At 73.0% G+C, this 17,149-nt stretch carries 12 protein-coding genes and 2 tRNA genes; 9 read left to right on the top strand and 5 right to left on the bottom strand.

The genetic code is table 11. From position 1 onward, the window contains the following. Positions 1-16 precede the first annotated feature (16 nt). Together C1703_RS19205 and C1703_RS19200 are read right to left on the bottom strand one after the other, a co-directional pair. Positions 17-4,915: a PAS domain-containing protein gene (locus C1703_RS19205; protein WP_114254028.1), complete on the bottom strand. Its 4,899-nt coding sequence runs from the start codon at positions 4,913-4,915 to the stop codon at positions 17-19. A gap of 419 nt (positions 4,916-5,334) precedes the next feature. Then, positions 5,335-5,847 carry an SSI family serine proteinase inhibitor gene (locus C1703_RS19200; protein ID WP_114254027.1) on the bottom strand — a complete coding sequence of 171 codons (513 nt, stop codon included), beginning with the start codon at positions 5,845-5,847 and terminating at the stop codon, positions 5,335-5,337. Between the two features lie 212 nt (positions 5,848-6,059). Between C1703_RS19200 and C1703_RS19195 the strand changes: the two genes are divergently transcribed. Together C1703_RS19195 and C1703_RS19190 are read left to right on the top strand one after the other, a co-directional pair. Next, a tRNA-Ser gene (locus C1703_RS19195) sits at positions 6,060-6,150 on the top strand. A 195-nt stretch (positions 6,151-6,345) separates the two neighbouring features. Then, a tRNA-Arg gene (locus C1703_RS19190) sits at positions 6,346-6,418 on the top strand. A 49-nt stretch (positions 6,419-6,467) separates the two neighbouring features. Here the strand turns inward: C1703_RS19190 and C1703_RS19185 are convergent. After that, entirely contained in the window at positions 6,468-7,154 is a 687-nt protein-coding gene (locus C1703_RS19185) for a hypothetical protein (RefSeq protein ID WP_114254026.1), read from the bottom strand. Between the two features lie 450 nt (positions 7,155-7,604). Further along, on the bottom strand, positions 7,605-7,823 hold the full coding sequence (locus C1703_RS19180) for a hypothetical protein (RefSeq protein WP_114254025.1): 219 nt from the start codon (positions 7,821-7,823) through the stop codon (positions 7,605-7,607). A 575-nt stretch (positions 7,824-8,398) separates the two neighbouring features. Here C1703_RS19180 and C1703_RS19170 point away from each other — a divergent pair. Next, positions 8,399-8,620 carry a hypothetical protein gene (locus C1703_RS19170; protein WP_114254023.1) on the top strand — a complete coding sequence of 74 codons (222 nt, stop codon included), beginning with the start codon at positions 8,399-8,401 and terminating at the stop codon, positions 8,618-8,620. 413 nt (positions 8,621-9,033) lie between these two features. Here C1703_RS19170 and C1703_RS19160 read toward each other — a convergent pair whose 3' ends face one another. Then, a complete protein-coding gene (locus C1703_RS19160; RefSeq protein WP_114254022.1) occupies positions 9,034-9,510 on the bottom strand; it encodes a MarR family transcriptional regulator in 477 nt (158 codons plus the stop codon). A gap of 106 nt (positions 9,511-9,616) precedes the next feature. Here C1703_RS19160 and C1703_RS19155 point away from each other — a divergent pair, with 106 nt between their 5' ends. The 6 genes from C1703_RS19155 to C1703_RS19130 all read left to right on the top strand — a co-directional run bounded on the left by C1703_RS19155 (position 9,617) and on the right by C1703_RS19130 (position 17,063). Continuing rightward, positions 9,617-10,012 (top strand): HGxxPAAW family protein, encoded by a 396-nt coding sequence (locus C1703_RS19155; protein WP_114254021.1) that lies wholly within the window; start codon positions 9,617-9,619, stop codon positions 10,010-10,012. Positions 10,013-10,088: 76 nt separating this feature from the next. Then, complete coding sequence (locus C1703_RS19150; protein WP_114254020.1) at positions 10,089-10,961, top strand: DUF2797 domain-containing protein; 873 nt, start codon at positions 10,089-10,091, stop codon at positions 10,959-10,961. Positions 10,962-11,087: 126 nt separating this feature from the next. Next, the gene (locus tag C1703_RS19145; RefSeq protein WP_114254019.1) at positions 11,088-11,828 is read left to right on the top strand and encodes a response regulator transcription factor; all 741 of its coding nucleotides are present in this window, start codon (positions 11,088-11,090) and stop codon (positions 11,826-11,828) included. After that, positions 11,825-13,438, top strand: a complete 1,614-nt coding sequence (locus tag C1703_RS19140) for a HAMP domain-containing sensor histidine kinase (protein ID WP_114254018.1) — start codon at positions 11,825-11,827, stop codon at positions 13,436-13,438. Before C1703_RS19145 ends, C1703_RS19140 begins: the two co-directional genes overlap by 4 nt. 14 nt (positions 13,439-13,452) lie before the next feature. After that, positions 13,453-14,901 carry a bifunctional glycosyltransferase family 2/GtrA family protein gene (locus C1703_RS19135; RefSeq protein WP_114254017.1) on the top strand — a complete coding sequence of 483 codons (1,449 nt, stop codon included), beginning with the start codon at positions 13,453-13,455 and terminating at the stop codon, positions 14,899-14,901. Continuing rightward, positions 14,898-17,063: a glycosyltransferase family 39 protein gene (locus C1703_RS19130; RefSeq protein ID WP_114254016.1), complete on the top strand. Its 2,166-nt coding sequence runs from the start codon at positions 14,898-14,900 to the stop codon at positions 17,061-17,063. The genes C1703_RS19135 and C1703_RS19130 overlap by 4 nt, the downstream gene beginning before the upstream one ends. The last annotated feature ends 86 nt before the right edge of the window (positions 17,064-17,149 follow it).

Raw genomic sequence — 17,149 nt, 5'->3', positions numbered from 1 at the left:
GAACCGCCGCAGGGTTCTAGTTGGTCCCGATCCGGGCCAGCAGCTCGACGATCCGGGTCTGCACCTCGCCGCTGGTGGAGCGCTCCGCGAGGAAGAGCACCGTTTCTCCGGAGGCCAGCCGCGGCAGGTCGGCCTGGTCGACGGCGGCCGTGTAGACGACGAGCGGGGTGCGGTTGAGCTGCCCGTTCGCCCGCAGCCAGTCCACGATCCCGGCCTGCCGACGATGCACCTGGAGCAGGTCCATCACGACGAGGTTCGGCCGGAACTGCCCCGCCAGCGCCACCGCGTCCGCTTCACTCGCGGCCCGCGCGACCTGCATCCCGCGCCGCTCCAGCGTCGCCGTCAGCGCCAGCGCGATCTCCGCGTGCTCCTCGATGAGCAGGACGCGCGGCGGATGCTGCTCACTGTCGCGCGGCGCCAGCGCCTTCAGCAGCACGGCCGGGTCGGCGCCGTACGCCGCGTCCCGCGAGGCCTGCCCGAGCCCGGCCGTGACCAGCACCGGCACCTCGGCGGCCACCGCGGCCTGCCGCAGCGACTGCAACGCGGTCCGGGTGATCGGCCCGGTCAGCGGGTCGACGAACAGCGCGGCGGGGAAGGCCGCGATCTGCGCGTCCACCTCCTCGCGGGAGTGCACGATCACCGGCCGGTAGCCCCGGTCGCTCAGCGCCTGCTGCGTGCTGACGTCCGGCGCCGGCCACACCAGCAGCCGCCGCGGGTTGTCCAGCGGCTCCGGCGGCAGCTCGTCGTCCATCGGCTGCGGCCGCGGCGGATCGGCCACCTCGACGGCACCGCCCGGCCCGTCCAGCGGCTCCGGCCCCTCGGCGGCGTTCTCGTCCGGAGCGCCTATGGCGTACGACCGCCCGCCGCCCTCGGTCACCTGCGCGAGCCGCGACTGCCCGGCGAGGGAGGGCTGCGCCGGAACCGGCGCGGACACCGGCGCCTGAACCTGTGCCTGAGCCGGGGCCGGCACCTGGCCGGGGCCCGGCGCGGGCGTCGCCTCGCCCGCCGGATGCGGCCGCGCGGCCTGCTCCGGGCGAGACGCCTGTTCCGTACGCGTGGCCGGGTCGGGCGGCGTGCCGAGCTTGCGGCGCCGTCCGGACCCACCGGGCTGGTGCGGGGGCGGCGTCCCGCCCGGAGCCGGGGGCGCGGCCGGCTGCTGGACCTGTGCCGCCTGCCGGTTGAAGGGCACGCCCTGCCCCAGCGTCCGCACGCTGATGGCCCGCCCCTGCGTGGAGTTCGGATCGACGCCCGCGGCGGCCTCGGCGGGCAACGGCTGGGCCGCCCGAGGAGCGCCCTCCGCGGGCAGCGGGGTGCCCGGGGCCGGGGTGTGCGGCTGCGGGGCCTGCCGGGCGCCGTTCGGCGGTACGGCGACACCGGCTCCCGAGGTGTCGTCGGCGGCGGGCCAGGTCTGGGCGGCGGGGGTGCCGCGGGGCGGAGTCCCCTGGCCCGGGGCGGCCTCGGCGGGCAGCGGCTGACCGGCGGAGGTCTGCTGCCCCGGCGCGGCGACACCCTGCTGCGGCAGGGGCTGCGCGGCCTGGGGCTGCGTCTGGGCCGGAGCCTGAACCGCCTGCCCCGGCAGCGCCGCCTGCACACTGTGCCCGAGCCCACCGGGGACGGCCACGGCCTGCGGCGGTACGGCGACGCCCTGCGGGGGTACGACGCCCTGCGGCGCGGGCGCGGCGACGCCCTGCGGGGGTACGACGCCCTGGGGAGGTACGGAGCCTCCCTGGGGCGGGGCCGCGACGCCCTGGGGCGGAACGGCAGTGCCCTGCGGTCCGGCCACGGCCCCCTGCGGTCGGGGGACGTTCCCCTGCGGAGCACTCCCGCCAGGGGCACCTCCCGGGGCGTTGCCCTGGGGATGAACCGCGTTGCCCTGGGCCGGAGCGGGCACGCCTTGCGGCTGGACGGCGTTGCCCTGCGGCGGAACGGGCACGCCCTGCGGCGGCACGGCCGTACCCGGCGCGACCTGACCGGCGGTCACCCCGGCCTGCCCGGGCGCGCCCTGCGCGGGGACGGCCTGCCCGGGAACGCCCTGCCCCGGAACACCTTGCCCCTGCGGGACCCGGCCGTCGGCGTCCTGCCGCGCGGGAACCATCTGCTCGGCCCCGGCGGGCGCAGCACCGGCGGCCACAACACCGGCAGCCGCAACACCGGCGGGCATGGAACCGCCGGGCACGGAACCCGCCGCTGCCGGTCCGCCCTGGTCGGCACCCGCTGCCGCGGGAAGCGGATGTCCAGCCCCCGCCGCAGGAACCGGATGTCCGGCCCCCTCGGCGACCGGCTGTGGCGCCACGGCCCGTCGCCGACGACCCGTCGGGGCGCTGGTGGGATGCGGCTGCGGCGGGGTGTGATCGGCGGACTGGTCGTGCGGAACGGCGTCGTGCCGCCCCTCCTCGACGCCCCCGCCCCCGGGCCCGGGAACCGCGACGGCCCCCTGACCCTGGCCCTGGTCTTGGCCCTGACCCGGCACCTGGCCGGCCTGCGCAGCCGGAACCTCCTGGTGCCCCGGCCCCGCCTGGTCGGCTTCGGCCGGCGGCAGCGCGAACACCTGGCGCGGCCCGGCGGCCTCCTGCTGTGCCGCCCGCTCGGTGGCGGCGGCCAGCGCCCGCCGTCGACGCCCTGTCGGCTGCGGGGCCTGCCCCTGAGCCGCGTCGGCGGCCCCAGCGGCCTCACCGGACGGCGACGCGGGCAGCGCCGGCGGCAACGCGTGCTGCTCGCCCGGTTCGCGCCGGGCCCGCCGCCCGGACGGCGCGGGCACGCCCTGCGGCGGAACGGTCCCGCCCAGCCCCGTACCCGAGGCGGCGGTCCCGGCCGCGTGCTCGGCGGCCGTGACGACGGCCCCCTCGGCGACACCCTGGACGGCACTCCCGAGGGCAGCCGCACCGGCGTCCTCGGCGGGCCGACCACGCCGCCGCCCGGTACCGCCCGACACGGCCCCGCCCTCGCCGGACGCCTGCGCCGGAAGGGCGGCCGGTTCCCCGGCGGCCCGCCTCCGCCGCCGCCCGGTGGGCACGACCCCGTCGGCACCAGCAGCAGCACCGGAATCACCGGCCCCCGCACCGGCCACATCACCCTCGGCACCCGGAGCATCCACGTCCAGGAAGGCATCGGTGGACGACCGCCGCGCCCGACGCCGCCCCCCACCGGAGGACTGCTCATCGGGAACAGCGGTGGCAGCAGTGGCAGCGGTGGCATCCGCCGCCTCGGGGGCATCGGGAACGGCCTCGTCGACCGCCTCCGCGGCGACCGCCCCGGCCCCGCCCCCGATCGGCACTTCGAGGACGTACGCGCTCCCGCTCATCCCCGGCACCTCATGCGTCTGCAGCACACCGCCGTGCGCCCGGACGATCCCGCGCACGATCGGCTCGTGCACGGTGTCGCCGCCGGCGTACGGCCCGCGCACCTCGATGCGGACGACCTCGCCGCGCTGCGCCGCCGCCACGACGACGGTGTTGTCCAGGTAGCCGCCCGCCGAGACGGGCGTGTTGCCGGTCGCGTCGACCCCCGCCACGTCGGCGACGAGGTGCGCGAGGGCGGTCGCGAGCAGCCGGGGATCGACCTCGGCCTCGATGGGCGGCGCGTGCACGGCGAACTGCACCCGCCCGGGCCCGATGAGCTCGACGGCCCCGTCGACACCGGCGGCGACGACGGCGTCCAGCATCACCTTCGTACGGGAGATGTCCTCGCTGCCCGCGTCGAGCCGCTGGTAGCCGAGGACGTTGTCGATCAGTGTCGTGATGCGCGAGTAGCCGGCCGACAGATGGTGGAGCACCTGGTTGGCCTCGGGCCACAGCTGCCCGGCGTCGTCCGCGGCGAGTGCGGCCAGCTCACGCCGCAGCTCCTCCAGCGGCCCGCGCAGGGACCGCCCGAGCAGGGTCAGCAGCTGCTCGTGCCGGGCGGCGAGCGCCTCGTACCGGTCCTTCTCCCGCTCCCCTAGCGCGGCGTACCGCTCCTCGCCGGCGGCGAGCTCCTCGGCGTGCCGCTCGCGCAGCTCCTCCAGCTCGGTGACGTGCTGCTGGCGCAGCGCGGTCAGCTCGGAGGCGTGTTCCTCGGCGACCCGCTCCAGCTCCTCGGCGTGGCGCTTCTCCGCCGCCTCCTTCTCCTCGACGACGGCGTCGTACGGCCGCCGGTCGGTGAAGGTCATGACGGCGCCGACGAGCTGGTCGCCGTCGCGCACGGGCGCGGTCGTCAGGTCGACCGGCACCTTCCCGCCGTCCTTGGCGTACAGCACCTGCCCGCGCACCCGGTGCTTGCGCCCGGAGCGCAGGGTGTCGGCAAGCGGCGACTCGTCGTACGGGAAGGGCGACCCGTCGCCGCGCGAGTGCAGCACGAGCGTGTGCAGCTCCCGCCCGCCGAGATCGCTGGCCCGGTAACCCAGTATCTGGGCGGCGGCCGGATTGACGAGGACGATCCGCCCGTCGGTGTCGGTGCCGACGACGCCCTCGGCCGCGGCCCGCAGGATCATCTCGGTCTGCCGCTGCGAGCGCGCCAGCTCGGCCTCGGTGTCGACGGTGCCGGTGAGGTCCCGGACGACGAGCATGAGCAGCTCGTCACCGCTGTAGCCGTAACTGTCGTAGGCCTGCTGCCCGTTCTCCAGATTCGCACTGGTGACCTCGACGGGGAACTCGGTCCCGTCGGTCCTGCGCGCGACCATCCGGGTCGGCTTGGTCCGGGCCCGCGGGTCGAGGTGCTCCGGCCGTCGCATCGAGCCCGGGATCAGCTTGGAGTCGAAGTGCGGCAGCAGATCGAGCAGTCCGCGCCCGACGAGTGCGGTCCCCGGGGTCTCGAAGGCCTCCAGGGCGATGGTGTTGGCGTTGACGACCGTCCCGTTGGCATTGACCAGCACCAACGCGTCGGGAAGGGCGTCCAGTATGGCTGCGAGGCGAGCAGCGCCTCGGGATGGCCTGCTGCTCACGCGACGCTTCCTCCCTGTTACCGCACCTTGCCGACCGCTCGGGCCATCTTGCCAACCGGCCCGCGGCGTGTCACGCGAGGGAGTCTAAGGGCTGCGGTTGCGCTCGCGACGCCGGATGAGAGCGAGGTCGCACGAGGAAGTGACCCCGAACTGACGACCGAGTAAGAGGAAACGCCCGCCCTCCTGCGACGACGTCGCGGGACCTTCGCGGGACCTTTACGACGGAGGTGTTTCTGTACCTTTCGGCGGGGCTGGCCTGATCGGGGCGGAGTGTGGCGCAAACGGGGTGTGCGTGGGGGATGGCCCGGGGGTGCGGGGAGCGGGCCGTCCTTGCCTGACGGCCCCCGGGATGCACGCGCCTCTGTTTCTCAGGCCCCTGGGTCGGATCTCAGGGGCCCGCGTCTTCAGGCCCCGCGTCTTCAGGCCCCCGCGTCGCCGCCCATGTCCGGCAGGAGCGGCACGAGCCGGTCCCAGCGGGCGATCTGGCAGCCGTCGCGACGGTCGTACGTGGCGTCGACTCGGCGTCCGGCCCAGGTGCCGGTGACGTGCGCGGTGGCGGGACCGCCGTACTGCATGGTGCAGAAGCCGCCTTCCGGCGCGGGCGCGAAGACGTCCTGCCCCCAGCGGGTGTCCCGCTCCAGGGCGGCGCAGGCTCCGCGCGGGTCGGGGTGGCTGCCGCCCTCGGGCGCGCAGTACAGCTCGAACGTCCCGTCGACCCCGCCGCCGGCGTTCCGCACGGTGACGGTGAGGTGATCACGGTCCGGGCCGGCGCCGAGCCGGCTCGGGGACAGCGGGCCGGGCGCGTCGGCCTGGGCATACGCGGCCGGGGACACCGAGGTCAGGGAACCGGCGGCGGCGACGGAGGCGGCGGCGCCGACGAGGAGGCGCCGCAGGGTGGGGCGGGCAGTGGCCCGGGGGGTGGCACGCAACATGCCCTGCCTAACGCGACAGGGTCCCGGACGTTGCGCGGGGACGCCCATGCGCCGGTCCCGCGCGCCGGGCCCGTGGGACGGCGCACGCCCGCGACAAGGCCTTTGCCCTGCGCCCTTCCCGCCTAGTACCGTGGGGGTCGATTGGTGACACCACGCTCGACTGTGTCATCATCGGCACGCACCGACTCGCGCTCGCGCGTGGGGATGTGCTGGGAGGCGTCGCCTAGTCCGGTCTATGGCGCCGCACTGCTAATGCGGTTTGGGTTTTAAAGCCCATCGAGGGTTCAAATCCCTCCGCCTCCGCACCCGATCACGAAGCCCCGGTCCCACCGACCGGGGCTTCGCTGTCGTGGGCCCCAGGACTCCCCCGTACGGGCGTTTCCGCAGGTCACAAGGGGTGTGGCAAACGGATTTCACATGGCGGCGGCAGTCATGTAATGTTCTTCCTGTCGCCGCGAGCGAGCCGGAAGGCCCGAGAGCGGCGAAAAAACAGAACAAGCACTCGTAGCTTAACGGATAGAGCATCTGACTACGGATCAGAAGGTTGCAGGTTCGAATCCTGCCGAGTGCACAGCAGTCGGAGGCCCTGTGGATCAGTCCACAGGGCCTCTGGCGTATGTCTACGCCAGCTGCGTTTCCGTGGAGCGGCCGACCCTCAGGTGGCTCTCCATTGGACGCAGGAAGCTGACCTCGGTCCAGTCCTTGGCGAAGCTGCCTTCGGGGATGACGCGGACGTCGGCGATGGTGTTGCCGTCGTCGACGGAGCAGACGACGCCGCGGCCTTTCGCCCTGCCGTAGAAGAGGATGCGGTCGTCGCTGAGGCCGGTGACCGATGTCCAGTCCTTGGCGAAGCTGCCCTCGGGGAAGACGCGGACGTCCGCGATGGTGTTGTTGTCGTCGACGGAGCAGACGACACCGCGGCCCTTGGACGCGCCGTAGAACAGAATGCGATCGCCGCTCAGGGCCGTGACCGCCGTCCAGTCTCTGGCGAAGCTGCCCTCGGGGAAGACGCGGACGTCTCCCATGCTGTTGTTGTCGTCGATGGCGGCGACGACACCGCGGCCCTTGGACGCGCCGTAGAACAGAATGCGATCGCCGCTCAGAGCTGTGACCGCTGTCCAGTCTCTGGCGAAGCTGCCCTCGGGGATGACATGGAGGTCCGCCATGTTGTTGTCGTCATCGACGGACGTGACGACGCCGCGGCCCTTGGAGGCGCTGTAGAACAGCATGCGGTCGCCGCTGAGCCCGGTGACCGCTGTCCAGTCCTTGGCGAAGCTTCCTTCGGGGAAGACGCGGACGTCTCCCATGTTGTTGTCGTCATCGATGGAAGAGATGACACCGCGTCCTTTGGACGCGCTGTAGAAAAGAATGCGCTCTGACATCGCCGCGCCTCTCTGTCCTGTTTCCGCGTCTCATCGCGGCGCGAAAAGGAATAAATCCACCCTCGAATTCCCCTGTATAACGCTACGCTCACCCGATCGGCCCTGCATCCCGACGACAAATTCAATTATTGACGGAGAAACGGAGGGTTGCGCGAACGCGGAATGTCATTGCGCTTCATTCAGCCGCCGGCCCCGGCTGTCGGCGAAGTAGCGGAGGTCGCCGGGTGGCGTGCCGGGGAGCAGGGCGAGGGCGTGCTCGGCGAGTTGGTCGTCCGGCATCAGGCCACCGTTGTTGCCTTGGTGCGCGCCTCGGCTCGGTGGGCGGCGTGCCGCGCCCACCGAGCCGAGCGGAGTCCGGCTGCGTAGTCGCTCTTCCTAGGCGGCCGCGCCGTGCGGCGGAATGATCTGGCCGTCGCCGTACTGAATGGGGACGTGGTGGACGCCCCCGAGGGCCCCACTCTGAACGGCGAACGTCTTCGCCACCACGGTGGTCGAGGCGGTGACCGCTCCGCCGACGACTGCTGCTGCGACCGCGCCTGTCAGCAGCAGGCCGGACAGGTGGCTGCGTGCGCGCGGGAGGGCGGGAATGCGCATGGGGGGTTCCTCCTGAAACGGGTGAAAGGTGTCGCCACGCTGTTCCGACCAAGCGCCGCGAGGGCGGGCGGCCGGTGCATGACCCTTGGATCATGAACGCTGCAAGATTCAAATATCAACTCATAGGCTGTAAAGGAACCTTGGGCTTGCGCCCGGGCGTTTACGAGGGCGGGTCCGGCTGATCGCCAAGGCGGCTGCCGCTTGGAGCCGGACCACTACCTGCACCGCGGCCACCGTCGTCCAGCGCACGATCAGCCCTCGCGTGAGCTGAGCCGACCCAGGCGACCTGAACAGGCACGCGCGCAGGCTGCGGCGGATCAGCAGGGCGTCTTCGAAGCCGTCATCGTGCTCGCCGGGCAGCGGGACGAGGGCCCAGGCGTGTTCCCGCAAGGCCCGGTGTTCCCGGGCACGGTGCAGCGTCCGTGCCGTCAGCTCCCCTACCAGGGGAATGCGGTGGGACTGACGGGGGTTGGCAGTGGCAGGGGCGATCGCCGGTCTGCCGAGTGCGGGGGAAGTACAGTCGGACGTGGACGACCACAGGCGCGCCGGATGCATGTAGGCGCATACTGGGGGCAATGACAAAGCCTGCTGCACAGAAGCGCCACTTGCCCACCAGCCCTTTCAAGGCTCCGGTCGCACCGGCTCCCAAGCACTTCGCCGTGGGTGACCAGGTCACCCACGACATGTACGGCCTCGGGAGGGTCATCGGCATCGAGGACGGAATCGCGGCGCTCGTCGACTTCGGGTCGGCGCCGATGCGGATCTTGAGCCCGTACGCCAAGATGACCAAGCTGTAGGACCGCTGTGCCCGGTCACGGCACGCAAGGCCCCTCCAGGGACCTGCAACGAAAGAGAGACTCTCATCGAACCGACTTCGCTGTTCTCCGCTCCGGAAGGGCAACCTCGCCGTTCCGCCGCAGCATCGCCGCCGCCGGCGACGAACCCCTTCCAGGCCCCGGACTTCGGGGAGGACGACACCTTCCTGACCGAGGACCCCGGGGAGCCCGCCCCGGCGCGGCGTTCGGCGCGATCCAAGGCGGCTTAGTTTCACGCGTGCGCTCGGGCCAGAGGCTCTGAGGGTCGACGATCCTCAGGGCCTCTGGCATGTTCCGCCTTCGCGTCTTCCTCCCTTTCCGTCCCCCTTCCGTCCCCCCTTTCCGTCCCCCCTTCCGTCTTCCCGCCGTCAGGCCGTCGGACCGACCGGGGCCGTTCAGTCGGTGCGGCAGTGTTCCTCCAGGTAGTCCGCCGCCAGGGCGCTCGCGCGGGTGAACCAGTCGTTGAGGACCGCGATCTCCTCGGGGGAGTAGTCCGCGAAGAGTCGCGTCAGGCGGGCGTAGTACGGCTCGTAGACCTCGCGGATACGGGCGACCGCCTCCGGCCGGGCGGCCACGCGGACGCGGCGGCGGTCGGTCGGGTCGGGGCGGCGGGTGATGTAGCCGGCGCGCTCCAGGCGGTCGAGGATGCCGGTGACCGCGCCCGTGGTGACGTGGACCCGCGCCGCCAGGTCGCCGGCCGTGGGGAGGTTCTCCCCGGCCTCGAGCACGTAGGCGAAGCAGGTGAGGTCGGTCACACTCAGGCCCACCTGCTGGGCGATCTCGTGCTGTCCGACCAGGTGGGTCGCGATGAGGTGGTCCATCGCCGAGAGCGCCTGCTCCGGTGTGGCGGCCGGGCGCGGCTTGGCTTGCATTCCCAATTCCCTTAGTTCGTGAGATGTTTAGGCCGTCAATGGCTTAGTGGTGAGGGGTCGGGGGTGCTCTTGTCCTCCCGGGGCCTCGTGGGCGAGGGGACAGCACGTGAGCGCACATCAGTATGACCACGGGCACACGGTCGCGGGGTGGGTCGGATTCGGGATCGCCAGCGTGGGCGCCGGTGTGGCCGGGCTGGGCGTCGTCACGGTCTCGGGCCTGTTGATCGCCGGCGGGATCGCGATCGGGGTCGTGAGTCTCCTGGTCACCTGGGCGCTGCATCTCGCCGGGTGGGGGAAGGGCCCCGGCCTGCGGCCCCGGGACGAGTGGGGGTGGCGCGTGCGGGACTCGGCGGCGCCGGGTGGGCACGAGGAGTGCCTGGGGTGCCGGCTGGCCGGGCGAGGGCGGCGCGGCCCCGGGCGCTCGGCCGACCTGGCCATGCCTGCCCAGCGGGACGGGGAGCAGGAGACCGCCGCTGCCGTGGGGGCCGATTCCGCGCGGTGAGGTCTGTCCTCGTCGGCTGCTGAGACACGTCTCCGGCCGCGCCCGTTGTCAGTGGTGCCCCCTACGCTCGACAGGGATGGCACAGGCATGGAAGTGCTCGGGGCTGCGGTGGTCGGCGGACGGTCCCGTGCTGCTCTGGGACGGCGGGCGGCGCACCGCGCTGACCTGGGGGAAACGCGTGGCCTTCGCGGTCGCGGAAGGGGGCGTGCGGACATGTGTGGGGGCTCGGGGGCATCCGTGTCCGGCGGGGGCGGCCGTGCCGGCGCGGAGTACGGGGGCGCGGTGCGAGGAGTGTGCGCGGCTGGACCGGGCGCACTCCGTGGCGGCGGACACCCTCGCGGACGATCCGCGGCCGTACCACGTATATCTCGCGTGGTTCGGCCCCGGCATGGTCAAGGTCGGGATCACGGCAGTGGAGCGGGGCTCCGCGCGGCTGCTCGAGCAGGGAGCCGTCTGCTTCGGCTGGCTGGGTGTCGGTCCCCTCATGGCGGCTCGGCGTACCGAGGAGCTGCTGCGGGCCGCCCTGCGCGTGCCCGACCGGATTCCGTACGCGGAGAAGCGGGCCGTACGAGCCGGGCTGCCGGGGGCGGCCGCCGACCGGGCCAGCGAGATCACCGCGTTGCACGCGCGGGCCGTGGCGCTCCCCGCCTGGCCGGAGTCGCTCGCGCGGGAGCCGCTGCAGGTCGTCGATCACGTCGAGGTGTTCGGGCTCGCGGGGGTGCCTGCCGCCGTCGGGGAGGTGAGCGGGCTGGTCGCCGGGGGCGTGGTCAGTGGGGAGCTGGTCGCCGCCGCCGGGCCCGATCTGCATCTGGCGACCGGGGGCGGTGTGGTCGTGCTGGACACGCGGCTGATGACCGGATGGGGTCTGGTACCCGCCACGAGCGGTGAATCGACGGTTCCGGTCCGGGCGTTCCGGGAGGCGGCGGGCGTGCAGGACGGCTTGTTCTGAAGCCGCGCGGTCTCGCCCGGCCCCTGCGGCTCGCCCAGGCGGTTCCTGAGAAGTGCCTGTGCGTTTCTCAGGCAAATCACAGGTTGCCGAAAGGGCGCTCTCAGAGGGCCTCGACATCGTGTTCACATGACCACGACCTCGCCCCAGGGGCGCACCGAACTGCTGAGGCCGGACGGGAGCCCCGTCCGAGTGCTTGTGGTGGACGACGAGACGTCGATCACCGAGCTGCTGTCCATGGCCCTGCGCTACGAGGGATGGCAGATCCGGAGTGCCGGCGACGGCACGGGCGCGATCCAGACCGCGCGTGACTTCCGGCCCGACGCCGTCGTGCTCGACATGATGCTGCCGGACATGGACGGGCTGACGGTGCTCGGGCGGCTGCGCCGCGAGCTGCCGGACGTGCCCGTGCTGTTCCTGACCGCCAAGGACGCCGTCGAGGACCGGATCGCCGGGCTCACGGCGGGCGGGGACGACTACGTCACCAAGCCGTTCAGCCTGGAGGAGGTCGTCGCGCGGCTGCGGGGGCTGATACGGCGGTCCGGCGCGGCCGACCGGCGCTCCGACTCCGTGCTGGTCGTCGGCGACCTCACCCTCGACGAGGACAGCCACGAGGTCAGCCGGGGCGGCGAGAACATCCACCTGACCGCTACCGAGTTCGAGCTGCTGCGGTTCCTGATGCGCAATCCGCGGCGCGTGCTCAGCAAGGCGCAGATCCTGGACCGGGTGTGGTCGTACGACTTCGGCGGACAGGCCAACGTCGTCGAGCTCTACATCTCCTATCTGCGGCGGAAGATCGACGCCGGGCGCGAGCCGATGATCCACACGCGGCGCGGCGCGGGTTACCTGATCAAGCCCGCGGCGTCGTGAGCGGACGACGACGACCGCGTGCGCGGCGCACGGCAGGCGGGCAGCGGGCAGGCAGGCCGCGCACGCTGCGGACCCGGCTCGTCGTCGCGTCCGTGGTGCTGATCGCCGTGGTGTGCGCGGTGATCGGGACCGTGACGGCCCTCGCCCTCAGGTCCCATCTGTACGACCAGTTGGACGGGCAGCTCAACGAGGCCGCGTCCCGGGCGTCGATGAGCCCGCCCAAGGAGCGCGGCGGGGACGGGTCGGCCGACCAGCCGGCGCAGAAGAAGGAGTTCACCCTCGCCGACTTCGTCACCAGGGGCCCGCAGCCGAGCGGGACGATCGCCGCCAAGCTGGAGGGCGGCCGGATCACGGACTCCGCGCGCGGCGTGAAGTCCGAGGACAACTACCAGATGAGCGCGAAGTCGCTCAGCTCCGCGCAGAGCGCCGCGCTGTCCTCCGTCCCGCAGACCGACGGCTCCGTGCGTACCGTGGACCTCCCCGGCCTCGGCGAGTACCGGGTCGAGTACAAGACCGGTGACAAGGGCAGCTACTACGTCGCCGTCCCGACCGCGGACGTCACCAACACCATCAACACCCTCATCCTGGTGGAGATCAGCGTCACCGGCGCCGGTCTCGCCGCCGCCGGACTCGCCGGTTCCGTGCTGGTCGGCGTAGCCACCCGCCCCCTCCGCCGTGTCGCCGCCACCGCCACCCGCGTTTCCGAACTGCCCCTGCACACCGGCGAGGTGAACCTCAGCGAGCGCGTGCCCGACTCCGAGACCGATCCGCACACCGAGGTCGGGCAGGTCGGTGCCGCGCTGAACCGGATGCTCGACCACGTCCACGGGGCGCTGCACGCACGGCAGCAGAGCGAGATGCGGGTACGGCAGTTCGTCGCCGACGCCAGTCACGAGCTGCGGACGCCCCTCGCCTCCATCCGCGGCTACGCCGAACTCACCAGACGCGGCAGGGAGCAGGTCGGGCCCGACACCCGGCACGCCCTGGGCCGAATCGAGTCCGAGGCGGGCCGGATGACGCTGCTCGTGGAGGACCTGCTGCTGCTCGCCCGGCTGGACGCGGGGCGGCCGCTGCAGTTCGGGCAGACCGATCTCGTACCGTTGGTCGTGGACACCGTCAGCGACGCCCGGGCCGCCGGCCCGGACCACAACTGGCGGCTGGACCTGCCCGACGAGCCCGCGCTCGTCCCGGCGGACGCGGCCCGGCTGCAGCAGGTCCTGGTCAACCTGCTCGGCAACGCCCGCACCCACACGCCACCCGGTACGACCGTCACCGCGCGGGTGCGGCGGCGCGGCCCCTGGCTGTGCGTGGACGTCGAGGACAACGGGCAGGGCATCCCGGCCGAGTTGCTGCCGCACGTCTTCGAGCGGTTCGCGCGGGGCGACTCCGCCCGCTCCCGCGCCACCGGCTCGACCGGCCTCGGCCTCGCCATCGTGCAGGCCGTGGCGACCGCGCACGGCGGTGCCGTGACCGTCGACAGCGTGCCCGGGCGGACCGTGTTCACGGTGCACCTGCCCGCGCTGCCGCCCCAGCCGCAGCGGGAAACGAGCCGGCAACAGCACTCACAGGCACGCCACAGCGTCACCACATGGGCACAACAGGGCGCCTGACGAAAGTCGGCTCCATGCGAACCGACTCTTCTCCCGGCACCCTGCCGGCGCGGGAGCACCTCCCGGCCGCACCAGCCGGTACGCCTGTCCTGGACGTAGTGATCCCCGTCTACAACGAGGAGAAGGACCTCCAGCCATGCGTCCGCAGACTGCACGAGCACCTGGCCCGGACGTTCCCGTACGCGTTCCGCATCACGATCGCGGACAACGCCTCCACGGACACCACCCCGCAGGTCGCCGCCCGGCTGGCGGCGGAGAGGCCCGAGGTGACCACCTTCCGCCTCGAACAGAAGGGCCGCGGCCGCGCCCTGCGGGCCGTCTGGTCGGCCTCGGACGCCCCCGTCCTCGCCTACATGGACGTCGACCTGTCCACCGACCTCAACGCCCTGCTCCCGCTGGTGGCGCCGCTGATCTCCGGCCACTCGGACCTCGCGATCGGCTCCCGGCTCGCCCGTAGCTCGCGCGTGGTGCGCGGTCCCAAGCGGGAGTTCATCAGCCGGGCCTACAACCTCATCCTGCGCGGCTCGCTCCAGGCCCGCTTCTCCGACGCACAGTGCGGCTTCAAGGCGATCCGCCGTGACGTCGCGCAGGCGCTGCTGCCGCTGGTCGAGGACACCGGCTGGTTCTTCGACACCGAGATGCTGGTGCTCGCCGAGCGCGCGGGACTCCGTATCCACGAAGTCCCCGTCGACTGGGTCGACGACCCGGACTCGACCGTGCACATCGTCAGGACCGCGACCGACGACCTCAAGGGCGTGTGGCGGGTCGGCAGGGCCCTGGCCACCGGGTCGCTGCCGCTGGACCGGCTCACCCGGCCGTTCGGCGACGACCCGCGCGACCGCGAGATCCAGGACGTGCCGAAGGGGCTGGCCCGCCAGCTCGTCGGGTTCTGCGTGGTCGGCGGCCTGTCGACCCTCTTCTACCTGCTGCTCTACAGCGGCTTCCGCGTCTTCACCGGCTCGCAGGTCGCCAACGCCCTCGCCCTGCTGGTCTCCGCGATCGCCAACACGGCGGCGAACCGGCGGCTCACCTTCGGGGTGCGGGGGCGCGGCGGGGCCGTACGGCACCAGGCGCAGGGCCTGGTCGTCTTCGGCATCGGGCTCGCCCTGACCAGCGGTTCGCTCGCCGCACTCGACGCGGCCACGTCCGATCCCGCGCACTCCACCGAACTGGCCGTCCTCATCGCCGCCAACCTCGCGGCGACCGTGCTGCGCTTCCTGCTCTTCCGGGCCTGGGTGTTCCCCGACCGGCGGGACGAGCAGGAGCCCCCGGCCGCCGAGGCACCACCCGTCCCGCGCCAGGACTTCGGCCCGCTCCCGCAGCGGCCGGCCGAGCGGCGGTACGCCCCGTACGACACGACCCGGTTCCGCGCCGGTGACGCCGCGGACCGCACCTGGAGGGACGCCACCGCGCAGCTCCAGCCGATACGCCCGACCGACACCGACCCGAGGAACGCCCGATGACGACGTCCCACGACGAGAGAACCCGCGAGACGGTCACGAGCCCCGCCGACCGGGAGCGGCCCGCCACGGCACCCCCGCCGCCCCCCGTGGCGAAACGGCCCTTCGCGCGGCGCCTGTGGCGCGGACGCCCCGAGGACCCCCGCTGGGCCCGCCCGGCCTTCCTCGGCCTGCTGCTCGCCACCACCGTGCTCTACCTCTACGATCTGAGCGCCTCCGGCTACGCCAACTCCTTCTACTCGGCGGCCGTCCAGGCCGGCAGCCAGTCCTGGAAGGCGTTCTTCTTCGGCTCGCTGGACGCGGCCAATGCCATCACCGTCGACAAGCCCCCGGCCGCGCTGTGGCCGATGGCCCTGTCCGTGCGGCTCTTCGGGCTCAGCTCCTGGGCGATCCTCGTCCCCGAGGTCCTCATGGGCGTCGGCACGGTGGCCGTCGTGTACGCGGCGGTACGGCGCCGGTTCAGCCCCGCGGCCGGTCTGATCGCGGGCGCGGTGCTCGCGCTCACCCCCGTCGCGGCGCTGATGTTCCGCTTCAACAACCCGGACGCGCTGCTGGCGCTGCTGATGGCCGTGGCCTGCTACTTCGTCATCCGGGGCCTGGAGGACGGCCGTACGAAGTGGCTGGTCTGGGCCGGCGCGGCCATCGGCTTCGCCTTCCTCGCCAAGACCCTCCAGGCGTTCCTCATCCTGCCCGGGCTCGCCCTGGTCTACGGCGTCTGCGCGCCGGTGCCGGTGAGGAAGCGGATCGGGCAGCTCGCCGCCGGCCTGGCCGCGATCGTCGTCTCCGGCGGCTGGTGGGTGGCGATCGTCGAGCTGTGGCCCGCGTCGTCCCGGCCGTACATCGGCGGCTCGCAGAACAACAGCTTCCTGGAACTGACCTTCGGCTACAACGGCCTGGGCCGCCTCAACGGCGAGGAGACCGGCAGCGTCGGCGGCGGTGGCGGGGGAGGCGGCGGCAACTGGGGCGAGACCGGCTGGGACCGGCTGTTCAGCTCCGCCGTCGGCGGCCAGGTCTCCTGGCTGATCCCGGCCGCGCTGATCCTGCTCGTCGCCGCTCTGGTGGCCACCCGCAGGGCGAAGCGCACGTCGGTGACCCGCGGTTCGTTCCTCGTCTGGGGCGGCGCGCTGCTCACGACCATGCTGGTCTTCAGCTACATGCGGGGCATCTTCCACGAGTACTACACCGTGGCCCTCGCCCCCTACATCGCCCCGATCGTCGGCATGGGCGCGGCGCTGCTCTGGGAGAAGCGGGACAAGGCGTGGGCGTCGCTGACCCTGGCGGCGGCGGCGACGGCGACCGCGGCCTGGGGGTACGTCCTGCTCAACCGCTCCTCCGACTACCTGCCCTGGCTGAAGTGGCTGGTGCTGGTCGGCGGTCTGACGGCGGCCCTGGGTCTGGTCTTCGCCGGGCGGCTGGGCCGTCGACTGGCCCTGGGCGCCGCGGGGCTGGGCCTCGTCGCCGCGCTGGCCGGTCCGGCGGCGTACACCCTGACCACGCTGAACGAGGGGCACACCGGCTCGATCGTCACGGCGGGCCCGGCGGTGGCCGGCGGACGCGGCGGCTTCCCGGGCGGCGGCCCCGGCGGCGGCTTCCCGGGCGGGGGCCAGAACCGGCCCGGCCAGCAGAACCAGCAGGGCCAGCAGAACCCACAAGGCCAGCAGAACCAGCAAGGCCGGCAGGGCTTCCCCGGCGGCGGCATGCCGGGCCAGAACCAGCAGGGCCAGACCCAGCCGAACGGCGACGGCGGCCGGCCGGGCCGCATGGGCGGTGGCATGGGTGGTGGCGGCATGGGCGGCCTGCTCAACGGCGCCAGCGTCAGCTCCCAGGCCAAGAAGCTGCTGGAGGCCGACGCCGACCAGTACACGTGGGCCGCGGCGGCCATCGGCGCCCAGAACGCGGCGAGTTACCAGCTGTCCACCGGCGAGCCGGTGATGGCCGTCGGCGGCTTCAACGGCACCGACCCGTCCCCGACCCTGGCCCAGTTCAAGCAGTACGTGGCCGACGGGAAGATCCACTACTTCATCGCCTCCGGCATGGGCGGCGGCAGGGGCGGCAGCAGCGACGGCACCTCCTCCCGGATCACCTCCTGGGTCGAGGCCACCTTCAAGAAGGTCACGGTCGGTTCGGCGACCTTCTACGACCTCACGCAGAAGGCGGGCGACTGACGGACCCCGACCGGGAAGGGCGGTGGCCGAGCGCGCCACCGCCCTTCCCCGTTACCCGGTTACTCGGTTGTACACCGTATGGGAAT

Origin of the sequence: Streptomyces sp. Go-475 (assembly GCF_003330845.1) — a bacterium.
Lineage (GTDB): Bacteria > Actinomycetota > Actinomycetes > Streptomycetales > Streptomycetaceae > Streptomyces.
Note: the sequence above shows the minus strand (reverse complement) of the source record. Positions and strands in the feature narration are given on the sequence as shown.

What these genes read in the sequence shown, in the direction of transcription:
- C1703_RS19170 (WP_114254023.1), top strand. Translation starts at nt 8,399, where the DNA reads ATGACAAAGCCTGCTGCACAGAAGCGCCACTTGCCCACCAGCCCTTTC.
- C1703_RS19130 (WP_114254016.1), top strand. Translation starts at nt 14,898, where the DNA reads ATGACGACGTCCCACGACGAGAGAACCCGCGAGACGGTCACGAGCCCC.
- C1703_RS19180 (WP_114254025.1), bottom strand. Translation starts at nt 7,823, where the DNA reads ATGCGCATTCCCGCCCTCCCGCGCGCACGCAGCCACCTGTCCGGCCTG.
- C1703_RS19145 (WP_114254019.1), top strand. Translation starts at nt 11,088, where the DNA reads ATGACCACGACCTCGCCCCAGGGGCGCACCGAACTGCTGAGGCCGGAC.
- C1703_RS19135 (WP_114254017.1), top strand. Translation starts at nt 13,453, where the DNA reads ATGCGAACCGACTCTTCTCCCGGCACCCTGCCGGCGCGGGAGCACCTC.
- C1703_RS19200 (WP_114254027.1), bottom strand. Translation starts at nt 5,847, where the DNA reads ATGTTGCGTGCCACCCCCCGGGCCACTGCCCGCCCCACCCTGCGGCGC.
- C1703_RS19160 (WP_114254022.1), bottom strand. Translation starts at nt 9,510, where the DNA reads ATGCAAGCCAAGCCGCGCCCGGCCGCCACACCGGAGCAGGCGCTCTCG.
- C1703_RS19185 (WP_114254026.1), bottom strand. Translation starts at nt 7,154, where the DNA reads ATGGGAGACGTCCGCGTCTTCCCCGAAGGAAGCTTCGCCAAGGACTGG.
- C1703_RS19150 (WP_114254020.1), top strand. Translation starts at nt 10,089, where the DNA reads ATGGCACAGGCATGGAAGTGCTCGGGGCTGCGGTGGTCGGCGGACGGT.